Below are 14,897 nucleotides of genomic sequence, written 5' to 3'. Positions count from 1 at the left end.
TATTTCTTTCAAAAATTAGCTGTTGATCATTAAAGAGATCCACAATAATTGTATCTTCTTTTACTTTGGTGACTAAAAATCAATATAGCTATTTCTCCACGGCATTGTTCGAGTAAAAAGATTAAAAAAACACTTAAATTGTAAGTACTTGGGTTCCGTAATATTAATACCTTAATTTAGGATTTGTTAGCAGATGTATGCTTATTAATATTCTCTAACATTACTCTTTTTCCTTTCAATCAAACACCTTTGTTTTGATTTATAAGGTAGCCTACCTTCTGCTTTCTTTCATATTTCACATTACATATAATACAAAATTCAATTGTAAATTATGCTCATATTGAACGGTAGCCATAGATAAGAAAACAACCATTTTCCTCTTCATAAGGAATGTTATACTTTTTTAAAATAGATCTAAACTCTTCTGTTTCATCAATGATTTTGTCAGCAATAAGTCTCCCTTGTCCCTTTAAGTAACGTGGTCTAACTTTTATCCATTCAACAGCATAGAATGGAGTAGCAAACATATCGCCACCTAAATAACCATCTAAATAAAGTCCCCAATCTCCATGATACCAAACATCTTTATCAAATTGATGATATAAGGTTTCTTCTTCATCTACAGCTTTAATTACAAAAGGGGGCTGAAAAGGCAACTCACTTATTCCTTTTTTTAACTCTCTCCATTTTGTATTATTCATAATGCTATACATGTTTTTTTCTACAACAATCTTTAAAACTTTTTCTTTAAATGGCATTCATATCCCAACCTTAACTTAATTGCCCATAATAATATATTACGTAAATAAGAAGTTCTTTCCTGAACTATCAGAGAATCCACTAGATCTAGATTGAAAATTAATGTCTACTTAAATGTTCGTGAATTAACTTCCATTCATTATTATTAGTTTTTATAAATATATTTGTAGCCCTTCCACTACCCTCTATAAATTTGCCATTGTAATAACCTTCATAATGATATGTATAAATACATGTTGCAGAGTTTTGGTCAATTGTAATCCAATTTACATCATTAGCTGTATAAACCTCTTCCTTGATAATATCCCAAGCATTTTCGAAGTAATTTTGAATTTCACTTAAATTAGAACATGTTTTATCGGTGAACCAATAAATCGCTTTGTCATGAAGGATCTTCTTAACATTGTTAAAATCATGTGAATTAGTAGCTTCTATGTATTGTACTAATGCTTCTTCATAGGTCATATCAGATAACACTCCTTTTATTATTTCATAATTATTAAGATTGCTTAGTGGGCCCGCCTATTTTCAAAAGATTTCTATAGGGTTGAAAAACTAAATGATCAATATTGAAGTTTTCATATAGAACATGACGTGTATTTTCAACTTCTAATGATTGTCCATCTTGCCAAAATGGGTATATACATATTTGATCTGTTAATTCTAAAATCTCTCTACATACATTATTAAAGATGTTAAATTGGTTAACGAAACCATTTAAATCATCATTTAATGTTTTTTCCAGTTCAGCAATAGAATTTGATATAGAGTCATCTAAATCGGCATTTATTGTTAGAAAATCTTGATACTCTTTTAAGACATTCTGGTACTCTTTATCATTATTAAGTTCTTTGAACATCTCATTAGTTTTAGAGTAAATCAATTCATCATACATCCTACTTCGTTCTTCATCACTAGGGTTTAATGCTGATATTTTCTTACTTTCTTCAATTTCATAATCTTTTATATGTTGGCTAAAGCTCTCTATTCTACCCCATAACTGATCCCTTTCAGCCTCAAATTCCTTAACTATTTTATTATAATTTTTATTAGATTTTAATTTTTTTATATTATTTAGCTTTTTTATACCCTTCTCCTGCTTTTTTCTTTTATACATATCAAAACTACTAACTTTTGCATTTTGGAGCCTTGAAATAATGCTATCACAATCACAATGGCTACTAGTAGAATAAAATGTATAATCGTCTGCTAAGCTATCAATTATGTTATAGCAATCTATACTAGTACTCAAATTATATTTCTCAAAAATACTTATTATCTTTTTTGCCGGTATATTTTTAGGTACCAAATATAAATTAAGTTGACACATAAAACATCCTCCCCTAATCTTTATTTGAAATTTTGAAATACATTATATATTAGTTTTTTAAATATCCCTCTAATCAATAGTAACATTGTACTCACGTGAAATATATCCTTCCAAGATTTGATCCTTTGGCATAGATATTATATTATATATTTTACCGTTTTAGTAAACTGATATAAATAATACATAATAACCCCTTTTCTCTATTTACAAAATATAAGTAAAGATCAACAGACCCCCCTCTATAATAATATTAGAAAGACCTGTTATATCTGAGTATCCTTTATTAATACTAAAATAGTTTATACATGGCTGCTATAAACGCTACGAGATTTGCAAAGCTATGCAAAATCCAACTTGATATTATTGAACCACCTGAATGTTTTTCATTAATATACCCCATTAACCAACCTGCCAGCCCAGTAACAACAACGATAATGAATGCCATTTTCCAACCTGTAAATGATATAAAAATTGCACCATGAAGCAGTCCGAATAAAAGTCCTTGAATAACATTTCCACTACTAAATCCAATTCTAGCAATTAATCTCTTTGCTAAAAAACCTCTAAAGAAAACTTCTTCAGAGAGCCCTGTCTGTAAAAACGAATAAATTATTGCTGGTACTATAACTTCTGATCCTCTACCTAAAAATTGTGAAGTAGCCATAATAGCAGTATCCATAAATAATATTGTAATAAATAAAGGTAATATCATCAAAATAAAAGTTGTTATAGTAATATGTATGTATTTTCTTTTATTCTTTATAATAATAGGCTTAACACCTATCCAATTAAAAAAGCTTTCACGTTTTCTAATTCTAAACAACCACCATACAAATGGAATAATAGTAAACAATACTATTTGAAGAAGCCCACTAATTAACATATTTAAAATTTCCAAAATAATTTCCCCTTTTTGAAAACAATTTAATTTAAAACATCTCTAGAATTCATGAAAATTGTAGAACGGTTATGTTTGCACACCTTCGAACTGGACACACTTGACCTTTCCTCTTGTCGGAATCCCCTTCTCCCTAAAGGGATGTGATGCCTAATCGTATTCTACAAACGGGTCCTCCATCACAACCACTAACCCGCCTGCTATATGCCTCCAGTTATTTTAGACTTACTAATTCCACAATACATCGTCTTTATAGCCTTCACTGATGCATTTAAAAGTTAGTATGTTTCTAATATTTATAGATTACCTAATACAATTTTTCACAAACTCAGTTATATATACATTTGGACTTATTTCAATATCTTCTTTTTTATGATATCCGTTTTTTAAGTACAAATTAACAGCAGGTAGATTTGTAGTGCCAGTAGATACTGTAATCTTTACTATGTTGTTTTCAAGTTTCTCTACATAGTTAATCAACTTCTCAGCAATCCCCCTTCTAAAGAAGTCAGGATGCACTGCAACTCTGTGTATATCTAAAACATTTTCCATGATCTTGAAAGAAACAATCCCTGTTAAAACATTATTTATATAATATCCATAAAAAATTTCTTCACTTTCCTTTATACTCTTTATAGTATCCTTTAATGGAGGTAATTCTTGAAAACCTATAATCTCAGCTTCAATTTTGTATGAAGCCATTTGTAGTTCTAGTACAGATTTAGATGTTACATCATCTTTTAAATTTAATTTATAAATCATATCGTCCTCTCCTCTAGTCATGACTTTAGCATCTTTCTAAATTTCTTAAATTTTTAACCATACTATATGATTTATAGCCTCGTGGATCATTCTCTTTTATAAAAACTATCTTGTATCCTAATTTAGTATAGAATTTTTCTGCTTGAAACTCTACTGTACCTAAATTAATGCTAAAGACATTTAGCTCTTTTGCTTTTTCCTCTATTTTATACATAAGATTTTTACCAATTCCATTACCTTTATATCTTTCATTCACTACAAGCCAACCTATATACATTGAATCTTCATTTATGCTCCCATGAACTCCTCCAACAAATTTATCATCATCTAATGCTACAAACATTATATTTCTTTCTTCCATTGGATAGATATTATTTTCTTTATTAAATTTTTCTATTTGACTTAATAAGATAGAATGATATTTATCTATTTTGTCAGTATCAACTATAACTTCTACCTGATTATTACTTTTTATATGAAAATCAATATTCTTCAAATAGTAATATCTGGTTGTTCTTGGTGTTTTTTCTGTAACTCCTCCAATATTAAAACCAACAGTTTTAAAATCTTCTACTCTAGATTCAACTTCTGTATATAATTTCATACCTACTGCTTTATTTTTGTAGTAATGACTAACTTCTGAAATCAACGTTTTTAAAACTTCAATATCCTGATAAAACATACTACCAATACTTACCCAATCCCAAGAATAATTTACATATAGACTACCAACCAATTTTTTACCATCAATAGCATAAAAATATTCTGTTGATGAGTCTTTTTCACCAGTATGTTTTAAATTGTAAGCTCTTAATTCTTTTATCAATTCATCTTTATACTTAAAACTTTTGTCCTCTATATACCTCATTTCATCCCCCCCAAAAAAAGTTTGAAAATTTTTGATGTAAATTGAAATAATACAAACTATTATATGTTTATTTCTTTTGTAAGTAGGTCAGTTCTTGATCAAACCATGTTTCAATGTCATCTCGTATATCTAAAACAGAATCATCCAACGATATAGAAAGTCCACGACAACCGCCATCACAATGACCAATTTCTCTTTTTCTCCCACAGCCATATCCCTTTGCAATCAGTTCTTGCAGATTTAGAGGAAACGTTTTGATGGTGTCAGTGTATTCGTGCATCTTCGTCGATTTCACATTGATATGGTAGCCGTTGTTGAGGGAAGCGTTAATTCCCCATAAATCCTTCCGTTTATAACAATACTTGATATAAATATGAAACCCTTTTACTTCCACAACGCAGGTAAGTCCTTTATCCAAATAGCGCTGATGGATTTGCAGAATGAAATCCTGCACATCTGCGGATAAAGGCTTTATCGTATCCTGCACGATGGAAAGCACATCGGTTTCATCCTTTTTCAATACCCTGTAATCACAGCGCAAAAAAACATCTTGGTTGACGAGGGTACGATGGTCTATTTCGGCGATTGCCATGACCTTTAGGCCTGTCAGCATAGTGGGGTTATCTGGATATGTAATTTTTATGGTTTTGATGTCTGACAAGTTTTGCTTTTTTTTATTTATGTCTATGCCTTCAATGCAAATACCGCAATCCTCCAGAAACCGAAGGCATTCTAGGGTTTTAGTAACTGACAGCTTTCCATTAAATACGTTATTTCCACAGTTGAGGGATTGTGGGTTTTCAACTGGCATACCATGATAACCTATGTTCATTAGTATAGTGCTTACATTGTGTAGGAAGGGATAATATACCGAAAGGGTCGTGCGGTTTTCATATTCATGGGCAACTTTTTTGCTATTATCATAAACATCGCCTTTGGTGTATAAAACATCGTAAAGCCGAACCAAAAAGGCTCTGAAGCCCAAAACACCCTGATATATGCTCTCTTCAACTGAAACTTTTGTATAGGTGGGATTAATCACATATGCTTCATGGGTTTCGGGCACCATAATTTCCTTCAAATAGCTTACCACATCTTGAATCGTTTTTCTCATATCTTTCACCTCTTGTAATTTACTTTCCATATACTTCTAAAACTAATTTGCAAACTCCTGTTTATCTGATTAGATATGAACAATTCATGTGTTATGGTGATGAACCTTACCTATGAAGCCATTAATTTTACAGCTATAGCAAAGTGAAAAGTTTAAACATATTATTATATGGAGTTCGACATCCCCCCTTAAGTTCATTCGCTAAAAAAAATAATCTATATCAATCTATATTTTTCTCAAAATCAATTTCTGTTTCTATCTCCCAATATTTTCTTATTAGGCCTGCTTTCTTTGGACTATTATTTATATGGTGGATTATTTTGTTAATCTCGGTTGTATGCCCAATACTTTGTTACGAATATGTGGACATATGATTATGTGATCGTCTCGTAAACACTTTCCTTGTCTGTAACATTTATTTTACTATTTCTTTTCGTAATCTAAAAACTACAGTATTATCTAACTGTAATTCTGGTCCACTATCTATATACCTATAATTCATTTAAAGAAATAGGATTTTGGTAAAATCATATTAACTTGTGGTAAGCCTATAACTGAAAATTCTTAGCATGCTTATTATATTTTAATTTTAAAATATTTTAATCTAATTTATGCTATAATAAAATATAATTGAGTTAGCAACAAAGGAAAGGATGGTGTTTAGATGTTATTAAATTTAGATATTGTTTTTCTAATATCTACATTTGCAATTATATTCTTTACTTTTATGTTTTTAGTGCACACATATGAAGGAACTGTCTGCCAATCTAATAATATAACAGAAACTAAATCTCTAACTTACTATTTTAAATACACCATTCTTAATAAGTTATCCACTATTAATTATGATATCTATAATAAATTTCTGCTGTGGTTATATGTCGTTGAATTCTAATATTGTTAATAAGTATAAAAGCAAATCACAATATTAGAAGGAGTTGTATAACCATGATGAACTTATTACAAACATTATTCAATAGCATTAACGGTTTAACTAATGACTATGGAATTACCATTGTATCTTTGACTATCTTATTTAATGTTATTTTATTACCTTTAAATATAAAGCAAAAAAAGTCAATGAATTTAATGCAGAATTTAAGTGAAGAAGCCAACATCATTAAACAAAAGTATAAGAATAATAAAGCTAAAATGGATGAAGAAATTCAACAACTCTACTCCAGTAACGCTAAATCTTACTTGGGTATTTTATTAATGTTTATTCAAATGCCTGCAGCTATTGTTATGTATAGATTTTTTACAAAGAATATTACAAGCGTATCCACTGTAATCTTCCCTTGGCTAACTTCCTTATCAGTTCCAGACCCATATTTTATACTTCCTATTCTATATGTATTGGTACAAATAGTGCCAAATTTATTAGTTAGCATGAGCATTTTAAAGACAACTAAAATACCGAGACTATCTAAGCAAGTGCTCATCACTCCTACTATTATGGCAGTATTACTAGTATCCAATATACCTTCAGCAATAGGCATATACCTTCTAACAACTTCATTAGTCCAAAGCACACAAAGAATATTTCTTTAATAAATTCTTAAAGCCACTTATATATATCCATCTCCTGTATTCTAAGGAGGTGGATTTTTTACTTGGCTTATCTGGCCCTAAAGATAGACCGTCTTGGCGGAACTTCGTTCCCGTTGAAGGAATGTGGCGTGACTACTATTCAATAACCTTTACATAGCCCCAGCAAACTCAATCTATTAGTACTACTCTTGATAATGGGATATGTCACCTTGAAGTACTATTTGTCTACTACCATCCTTTATATTTATAATATTTAAACACGTAGAATGCATAAATGCTCCACTCCAAAAATCCTCGACTTCTTTATTCTCAAAATATGCAAATAGAGCTTTTAATACTACTGCATGTGTTACTACTAATATTGTTTTTCCCTCATGCTCAGTTATGATTTTTTTTATTTCATTCCCAACCCTTTCCAAAACTTCAAAAAATGTCTCACCACCACTAGATTTATATAGATGAGGATATTGCCACATGTTTTCTTTCTCATCTGGAGAATGCGCTTCAATTTCTGTATGTAACTGACCTTCCCATTCACCAAAGTCCATTTCCATTAAATTATCATTTTGAATTATTTCTATTTTTCTATCTCCACGTATTATCTCTGCTGTCTTGAATGCTCGTCCACTCGTACTTGAAATAATTATATCTATTTCAACTTCTTTTAACTTTTCACCTAACCATTTTGCTTGTTTTTCACCTAGTTCTGTAAGTCTTGAGTCTTTCCTTCCCTGTAATCTGCCCTCTAGATTCCATTCTGTTTGACCATGCCTTGTTATATATAATTTTGTCATCATATCCCCCTACCTTTTGAGTCTAATTACAATTTTTTAAAAATCTTCTTACCCTTGAGATCGTGTGTATTTTACATAACGTCTCCGTGTTTGCGACGTCTCTGAATCAGACCACAGAGTCTAACCCCTTGGCGGAACTTCGTCCCCGGTGATGGGATGCGGTGCATTGACCTTGCATTTTAAACGTGCTTCCAGTATCCTTGTGCAAACACTTTATTCTATATGACGGATAGGGCTCTCTCAGCAGATATCCCTGACATCAATTACTCCACCTTGTTGGTAATCCTCATGTACTAATACTTTAATAACCTTTTCAGCAACTTCATCAACTGATAATAATAATCCGTTATTTTTAAAGTCTTTAAATCTCTCTACTTGCTCAAAATCCTTTATATCTGTTCTTCTTATTTCTGCCTGCATTTCTGTATCCATTATTGCAGGTGCTAACGACAGGATTTTTACGGCTTGTTCTCCTGTACTTTGTTCAACACCCACACATTGTGTAAACAAATCTAACCCTGCTTTTGAAGCACAATAATTTGACCATCCATAATACGGTTTCTTACCTGCTCCTGATGAAATGTTTATAATTCTTTTATCTCCTTCAAATGGTTTAACATGTTTTATAAATTCTGATGTTAATACAATAGGTGCTAATAGATTTACATTTATATTATTTATAATCTCGCTACCTTCACAATCTTCTATACGCTTCATTGGCGCTAAAATACCCGCATTGTTGATTAATGAAATTGCTTTTATTTCTGATAGATTAATTTTATCAAAGACTTTATTCATAAGTTCTGCAATTTTAGAAACTTCTGATAAATCGAATTCTAAATAATCCATTCTACACTTTTTTTCCTTCGCATAATTAGTTAGCTCGTCTTTGGGCCTACGTGTAATGCAAAATATATGGTGTTTACTATCAATTAGCTTCCTTACCAAAGAATTCCCCAATCCCCTTGATGTGCCAGTGATTATGAACACTTTCATTTGACTTTTCCTCCTTAGTTTGAATTCTAGCATAGTAGCCTAATCATGCCTCATTGTCATGTAACGTTCAGGCTGCAGTTGGACTTTCATTTATTACGAAAATAAAGCCTAACCCACCGACGGAAACATCGGCGTTAATTTGCTCCTTTACATTGATGTCCTTTATTTTGTTATGATAATCAAATCACTTAAAAAGTACCCCAAGATTTATAATTCCAAACTCAGCCACAGTGCTGGACGAACTCCGCCACTGTTATCGCAGGTTGAAGGGTGTATCGTGTTGCTGCTGTATCGGAAGGTGCCGTTTCCCTGAATGCCTATATTGCCGTCGCCATGGATATATACGGCTCTTCTATTGTCACGCCCGGGCGACCGAAGCCACCACCACCATACATACCCATCGAATGTTGATCTTCGCTTGTTGTTGTTTTTGTCTTTCCTTTGAAACCAGTATCGTTGTTTGGAGCTGCGGTTTTCAAGGTTTTTACTGCTGTCCCCGAAATATTTGTACACCACTTCTTCAATGCTTAGAAGAAAGATGTAATCACGAGTATCTCCTCCGCCTTTTGAACCGTACCACTGATTTTCCTGGTTTTTGTTCAATACGGGAATGATTCTTGACTGTTCGGCCGCAGTGAATTTATTATAAAACTCACCGTTAAGATATTTTCTTAGGGAGCAGTCAGCCCATGTCACATCACCAACGCGATTATTATAGGGCTGTTGTTCGATCATATATTCAGTTATAATCAGGACCGCATTACCTTTTATATCAAGAACGCGCCAATGATACCCACCAAATGGCACGATTGAGCCGATATTAAATTCCCTCATTCTCTTTCTCCTCGTATAATATATTTTATGTAGTTCTGTTTCAATACGCCTACAAGAACAAATGCTCATTAACTTAACGACAAGTTACTATTTACCACCTATTGCTGTTATTCACCTTAGAATACAATTTTCTTCTATATATGACCTAAGCATTATTTTTCCATGATTATATTATTGGGTACTTTCAAAAGGTTTCAGCTAACTTTTCAGTGTTTGAGATACCTTCAAACTGGACCCACTTGACCTTTCCTCTTGTCGGGGCTTATACCCAGTGAGAAGGTGTGTTGCTGAACCTGCCCTTAACACGTAATGCCAGTATCCTTGCTCAAAAACATTGTTATGTATAGTCTGTCGACTTCGAAGAACCGAGGCTGACAGAACGTCAGCCCCTATAACAATTCCAGTTATTGTATGGGTTTTCCAAAAAACTTTGAGCGTTGTTCCATAGCTATATTCAGTTTACCTCTTATCTCTGTTAACCAATCAGGTTCATTGTTCCAAACTTCTGCAGTGGATCGTAGAATTCTAGTATATGCATATAGGTTGGCAAATCTCCTGAATATTGGTAGATAAGATAGCATTTCGTCAGTAACATTAAACTCTTCATTATAACCTTTGATAAAGCTATCCTTCATTAAGAAATAATTCTCTTTTGGTATTTCATTCTTTATGCTATCTAATGCTCTTTCAATGTCCATAGCATACCAATGATACATTGCATCATCAAAGTCGATAATATTTAATACATCTTTAGCTTGATCATAAAAAACATTATCTAACTCAAAATCGTAATGGATTAATCCGAAATTCTTTTCATTCTTTGGTATTTTAGATAAATATGTTTCTAATATTTTTATCTCCTCAATTGCTGAAATGTCATAAGATAAATTTGATAATTCTTTATCAATCCAAAGAAAAACATCCTCATATGTCCAACGTAATTTTGTAATAGGCTTATAGTCTGAGGATAACTTATGGAGTTTCCCTAGATAACTTCCATGTTTCTTGCAAATTTCCGGGGTGTATTCTATCTCTCCCAGTTGTACCCCATCCACTCTTTCAAAAACAACAGCATAAAAATCACCCCAAGGTGTATATACTTCTATAAATTCTTCATTATTTTTAGAAACTATTATACTTAATGCTGGATAATCTCTAGACATTAAGAAGCGGATAAAATCTAATTCACCAACAAGATTATTTATATCTTTTTCTCCAACGGGTGAGAATCTTAGAAATCTTGTTTTTCCTTTATATTTAAATGGATAAACTGCATTTGATGAAATTCTATAGAAATTGAACATATCTATAGAAGCTAAATCATACTCCCAATTCTCTAATATCATTTTAGCTAAATCTTTATTATCAAAAAAGCATTTTAGTTTTAACATGTTATTCTCCTCTTTCATAATTTTTTATGCCCTAACAGGATTTGAAACAGTAAAATAACATTAATAAATTCTAGTCAGCTTAAAAGAACTGATAGTATTTACTGCTTCAACTTAAATATCAATCACCTTGTTTTGTATTACTCGACGTTTCATGCCAATCACTCCTTTCAAAATTCCTATTTTATTATTCTTCTTTTAACCGCCGCACGATGCGGCGACAATACACTCGATTTTATATAACGTCCTCTCATTTGCGACGCCTTCAAACTGGACCCTATAGGAGCTTAGCTCCCAGTGAGAAGGTGTGGTCACTAACCGCTCCCTCAATCTATAATACTTAACCAAATGCAAACACATTGTTAGCAGATTCATTCTTGATAAAATTCTCTACAACTGTCCCTTTATCCTTTCTTTAAAAACAATAAATTTATTTAACTCACTCTAAAGCACCTAATTGATAGATTTCTTTTAATTCTTTTTCATTTTTTGATCTTTCAATATGGTTTGAATTAGTTCTTCTATTGTTCCCTTGCATTTGCAGACACCGTCTAAATGGTAAAATGTACTCGTCATTTCAAGGTCATTTATTTCATCATTCTTAGAATACAAGTATGCTTTAATCCCATTTCCAAGCGCAATACCTAATTCAACATGACTGCCTTTGCCTGCTGGGAATAAAACAACAATAAAATCTGACTTCAATACTCCATCTAATTCCTTATTCCCTATATCTTTGAGTTGATCAATTGAAGTAATATTATCATTTAATGTCCAATCATATGTATGAATAAACCCCTCATTTATTAAGCTCTCACTTACAAATCGCACAGTTTCTATATTCTTAAGACTTGAAGCAATATAAAATTTTTTCATTAATCCTCCATGATTTTGATGTTTTTTTTAATTATTATAGTTATGACTGATTTCCTATAACATCTCAATGTCTACAATCCCTAAACTGGACACCATAGGAATACTCCTTGGTGGTGCTTCGTACCCCGTGAGAAGACTGTGGTACTCTGATCTTTTCCTAAGTACGTGTTTCCATCACTTTATGCAAATGTTTTGTTAAAGGGAGTAGTGACATCTTTCATAAATGATACGTCATCAATTATTTTTAAAATTTTACTAATCAATATCTTTTTCTATAACAATATATGCCTGTCCTGCGTTCATGCTATCGCCTAAAGCGCATGCAGATATATGCTTAACTTTCCAGCCTTCTTCTAGATATCTGTTAACGATATTCAAGCCGTCATCTTCTTTTGCGCCTAGCATTTTTCCATTACTTCTAACCCATATCACCTTTTCCATCATAAAACACTCCTCTTATATAATCTATAAATTATCCACAATAGTTACACTACTAACTGGAATTCACCAACGTTCTATATCTTATTATACTTTTGCAAATATACCTTCTTTAATTCTTCCGGTGAAATCAAATAACAAAGCATTACATCATTAAAATATATTAATACATCACACAACTTCTCTACAAAGTAATTTCTTATCTCTTCATCATTCATAATGTGATTATCGCTTTTTTCTTGATTATATCAGCTACTTCACAACCTCAATCATCATCCACAATCTTTTAAAATAGACTCCAAAGAACAACCCGCTCTCTCTATTTCCTATAACGTTTTGGATTGCCGACGTGTCCCAAACTTAGTGACACTTAGACTTGCTGAAGGCATGTGGTACTGCCATACTACTTACTCCTGCTACTGCACTTTTACATCTGTTGTTATCTAATGTAGAAGGCCCCTTGATTCAGAGCCCGATAGAACGTTATCCCCATAAAAATTACCTATTTCTATTTTTCGGAGTTATATAATTGCTTTTACTTAAGTTTTTAAGAATATCTTTCAATAGTTTGTATATTACTAATGTCTTTTCACTACTTCCAACAATAAAGCCAGAGTTTAAATGTTTATCTTCATTATTCCATATGATATTTAATACAGGTTTTCCCTGTCCCCATCTGCCACTATGACTTTTAGAAATCTTTGTATCACAAATTTTATCAAATGGTATAAATAACGACCTCTTTGTAAAATATCTTATAAAATGTATTCCTTCATCTGTTTGCCAGTACTTGCCTGCACCCCGAGAAATAAAAGTATACCTTAAATATTTTTTCCACCACTTTTCATCAATAACTGTACCAAAATAATATCCTTTTAGCTTTTCCACACTATATTCCTCCAAGAACATATTATATTTAAGCATTAAATTAGCTACTGAGGCTTTGCCATCATCAAATCCGCCACCCATGCGGCGTTCTTTTGCCTCCCATTTTATATAGCGTCACAGTGTATATTTAAGAGTAATGTGCAGTAGGCTACTAAAGATAATCTCTTTTTTAATTATAACAATATTTACCAAAAATAATTATCAAAACACATTATGAATTTTAGTTACTCCGTCAACATATCTGCAAATAATAAACTGTAGGCTTTTCATACTCCAATCCAAATTCGCTCTCAGATATATAAACGAATTATCAACTTCTACAATAGTGTCATTTATAAGATATTGAAAATCAAAATATTTATCGTATTCTTCATTGTATCCTGGTGTTTTAATTCGGATAGGTGTAAACACGTTAACTGGCTGTTGTGATATTTTTTTCACTACTCTGGTTCTAATATTATATTGATGAGTAAAGTTACTTCCACCATTCATATCATCATTTCCAATATAGATCGTCATGCCATCCTGTGATACAGCTGCGTACAACATCGAAATACCATATGACTTAAGCCGCTCATATGAAATTCGATTCGTAACTATTGAATCATTTATATTATATACCACTAACCCAAATGTACCCTGTATAACAGCTGAGTTATTATCGCCATACAACAACTGTGGCATTTCAGAACCAATATTCATTTGTTCAATGTCTGACAAATCTACTCCTAATTCACTAGTATCGTTATTAGCATATTTGTAATAAGTAAATATAGAAACTGTAATTAATACTAATATAAAAGCTATAATTATGTTTTTTTGTTTTTGAGTAATCATAAATTTCTTACACTCCATTTGTCTAATATAATAATAATCCTTAATTCACATCAACTATCTGTTGTACCATCTTTTCAGCCCTGTTTTTACTCATTCCTCCACATTCTTTGCTAAGGATGGCATATACCGTCTCAGTGTCTGCAAGTCCCTGAACTGGACACCATAGGAATACCCCTTGGTAGTGCTTGCACCCAGTGAATGTGGTGTTCTGATTCTGATTGAAACTTTAAAACATACTTTCAACACCCTTGTGCAGACACAATATTAGGAGCAACTAAAAACTAAACCCTCTATAGAATCTACACCTTTTAAAAATACGGCCCTTAACTGTCCCGCATTTGCGACGCCTTCGAACTGGACCCGATTGACCTTACCCTTGGTGGTGCCCTTTATCCTTTCTTTAAAAGCAATAAATTTATTTTACTTTACCTAAATTCTATATTTATTCCTATTATACTTAATCATACAAAATGAACGTTCTAAGAACTTAGCATTTAAATAAAAATCCAGCTATAAACTGGCCTCTATTATTTACTAATTCTCCCGCCGAAGGGATGTGGTTCT

General features: G+C 32.0%; 16 protein-coding genes. 1 reads left to right on the top strand and 15 read right to left on the bottom strand.

Annotation, left to right across the window (positions count from 1 at the left end):
- Positions 1 to 335 precede the first annotated feature (335 nt).
- The 7 genes from T335_RS0111535 to T335_RS0111505 form a co-directional block, all read right to left on the bottom strand.
- Entirely contained in the window at positions 336 to 758 is a 423-nt protein-coding gene (locus T335_RS0111535; RefSeq protein ID WP_026477692.1) for a DUF6678 family protein, read from the bottom strand.
- 100 nt (positions 759 to 858) lie between these two features.
- Entirely contained in the window at positions 859 to 1,224 is a 366-nt protein-coding gene (locus tag T335_RS0111530) for a YybH family protein (protein ID WP_026477691.1), read from the bottom strand.
- A gap of 34 nt (positions 1,225 to 1,258) precedes the next feature.
- Positions 1,259 to 2,089, bottom strand: a complete 831-nt coding sequence (locus T335_RS0111525) for a hypothetical protein (protein ID WP_026477690.1) — start codon at positions 2,087 to 2,089, stop codon at positions 1,259 to 1,261.
- 289 nt (positions 2,090 to 2,378) lie between these two features.
- Complete coding sequence (locus T335_RS0111520; RefSeq protein ID WP_051569279.1) at positions 2,379 to 2,987, bottom strand: CPBP family intramembrane glutamic endopeptidase; 609 nt, start codon at positions 2,985 to 2,987, stop codon at positions 2,379 to 2,381.
- Between the two features lie 303 nt (positions 2,988 to 3,290).
- Positions 3,291 to 3,749 carry a GNAT family N-acetyltransferase gene (locus T335_RS0111515; protein ID WP_026477688.1) on the bottom strand — a complete coding sequence of 153 codons (459 nt, stop codon included), beginning with the start codon at positions 3,747 to 3,749 and terminating at the stop codon, positions 3,291 to 3,293.
- A gap of 25 nt (positions 3,750 to 3,774) precedes the next feature.
- Positions 3,775 to 4,617 (bottom strand): GNAT family N-acetyltransferase, encoded by an 843-nt coding sequence (locus tag T335_RS0111510; protein WP_026477687.1) that lies wholly within the window; start codon positions 4,615 to 4,617, stop codon positions 3,775 to 3,777.
- Between the two features lie 67 nt (positions 4,618 to 4,684).
- Complete coding sequence (locus T335_RS0111505) at positions 4,685 to 5,731, bottom strand: hypothetical protein (protein ID WP_156943679.1); 1,047 nt, start codon at positions 5,729 to 5,731, stop codon at positions 4,685 to 4,687.
- Positions 5,732 to 6,679: 948 nt separating this feature from the next.
- Between T335_RS0111505 and T335_RS21670 the strand changes: the two genes are divergently transcribed.
- Positions 6,680 to 7,282, top strand: coding sequence for a YidC/Oxa1 family membrane protein insertase (locus T335_RS21670; protein WP_051569278.1), 603 nt, complete (start codon positions 6,680 to 6,682; stop codon positions 7,280 to 7,282).
- Positions 7,283 to 7,464: 182 nt separating this feature from the next.
- Here T335_RS21670 and T335_RS0111490 read toward each other — a convergent pair whose 3' ends face one another.
- The 8 genes from T335_RS0111490 to T335_RS0111455 all read right to left on the bottom strand — a co-directional run bounded on the left by T335_RS0111490 (position 7,465) and on the right by T335_RS0111455 (position 14,333).
- Entirely contained in the window at positions 7,465 to 8,076 is a 612-nt protein-coding gene (locus T335_RS0111490) for a histidine phosphatase family protein (protein WP_026477684.1), read from the bottom strand.
- A 240-nt stretch (positions 8,077 to 8,316) separates the two neighbouring features.
- Positions 8,317 to 9,072 (bottom strand): (S)-benzoin forming benzil reductase, encoded by a 756-nt coding sequence (locus T335_RS0111485; RefSeq protein ID WP_026477683.1) that lies wholly within the window; start codon positions 9,070 to 9,072, stop codon positions 8,317 to 8,319.
- Positions 9,073 to 9,279: 207 nt separating this feature from the next.
- Positions 9,280 to 9,906 (bottom strand): DUF6273 domain-containing protein, encoded by a 627-nt coding sequence (locus T335_RS0111480; RefSeq protein WP_026477682.1) that lies wholly within the window; start codon positions 9,904 to 9,906, stop codon positions 9,280 to 9,282.
- A 404-nt stretch (positions 9,907 to 10,310) separates the two neighbouring features.
- A complete protein-coding gene (locus T335_RS0111475) occupies positions 10,311 to 11,297 on the bottom strand; it encodes a phosphotransferase enzyme family protein (RefSeq protein ID WP_026477681.1) in 987 nt (328 codons plus the stop codon).
- Between the two features lie 468 nt (positions 11,298 to 11,765).
- Positions 11,766 to 12,170, bottom strand: a complete 405-nt coding sequence (locus T335_RS0111470; RefSeq protein ID WP_026477680.1) for a hypothetical protein — start codon at positions 12,168 to 12,170, stop codon at positions 11,766 to 11,768.
- A 255-nt stretch (positions 12,171 to 12,425) separates the two neighbouring features.
- Positions 12,426 to 12,611 carry a hypothetical protein gene (locus tag T335_RS20530; RefSeq protein ID WP_156943678.1) on the bottom strand — a complete coding sequence of 62 codons (186 nt, stop codon included), beginning with the start codon at positions 12,609 to 12,611 and terminating at the stop codon, positions 12,426 to 12,428.
- A 495-nt stretch (positions 12,612 to 13,106) separates the two neighbouring features.
- On the bottom strand, positions 13,107 to 13,496 hold the full coding sequence (locus T335_RS0111460; RefSeq protein WP_156943677.1) for a PH-like domain-containing protein: 390 nt from the start codon (positions 13,494 to 13,496) through the stop codon (positions 13,107 to 13,109).
- 201 nt (positions 13,497 to 13,697) lie between these two features.
- Positions 13,698 to 14,333, bottom strand: a complete 636-nt coding sequence (locus T335_RS0111455) for a hypothetical protein (RefSeq protein WP_026477678.1) — start codon at positions 14,331 to 14,333, stop codon at positions 13,698 to 13,700.
- Positions 14,334 to 14,897: the final 564 nt, after the last annotated feature.

Source organism: Alkaliphilus transvaalensis ATCC 700919, assembly GCF_000621485.1.
In the GTDB taxonomy this organism is placed as follows: domain Bacteria; phylum Bacillota; class Clostridia; order Peptostreptococcales; family Natronincolaceae; genus Alkaliphilus; species Alkaliphilus transvaalensis.
Note: the sequence above shows the minus strand (reverse complement) of the source record. Positions and strands in the feature narration are given on the sequence as shown.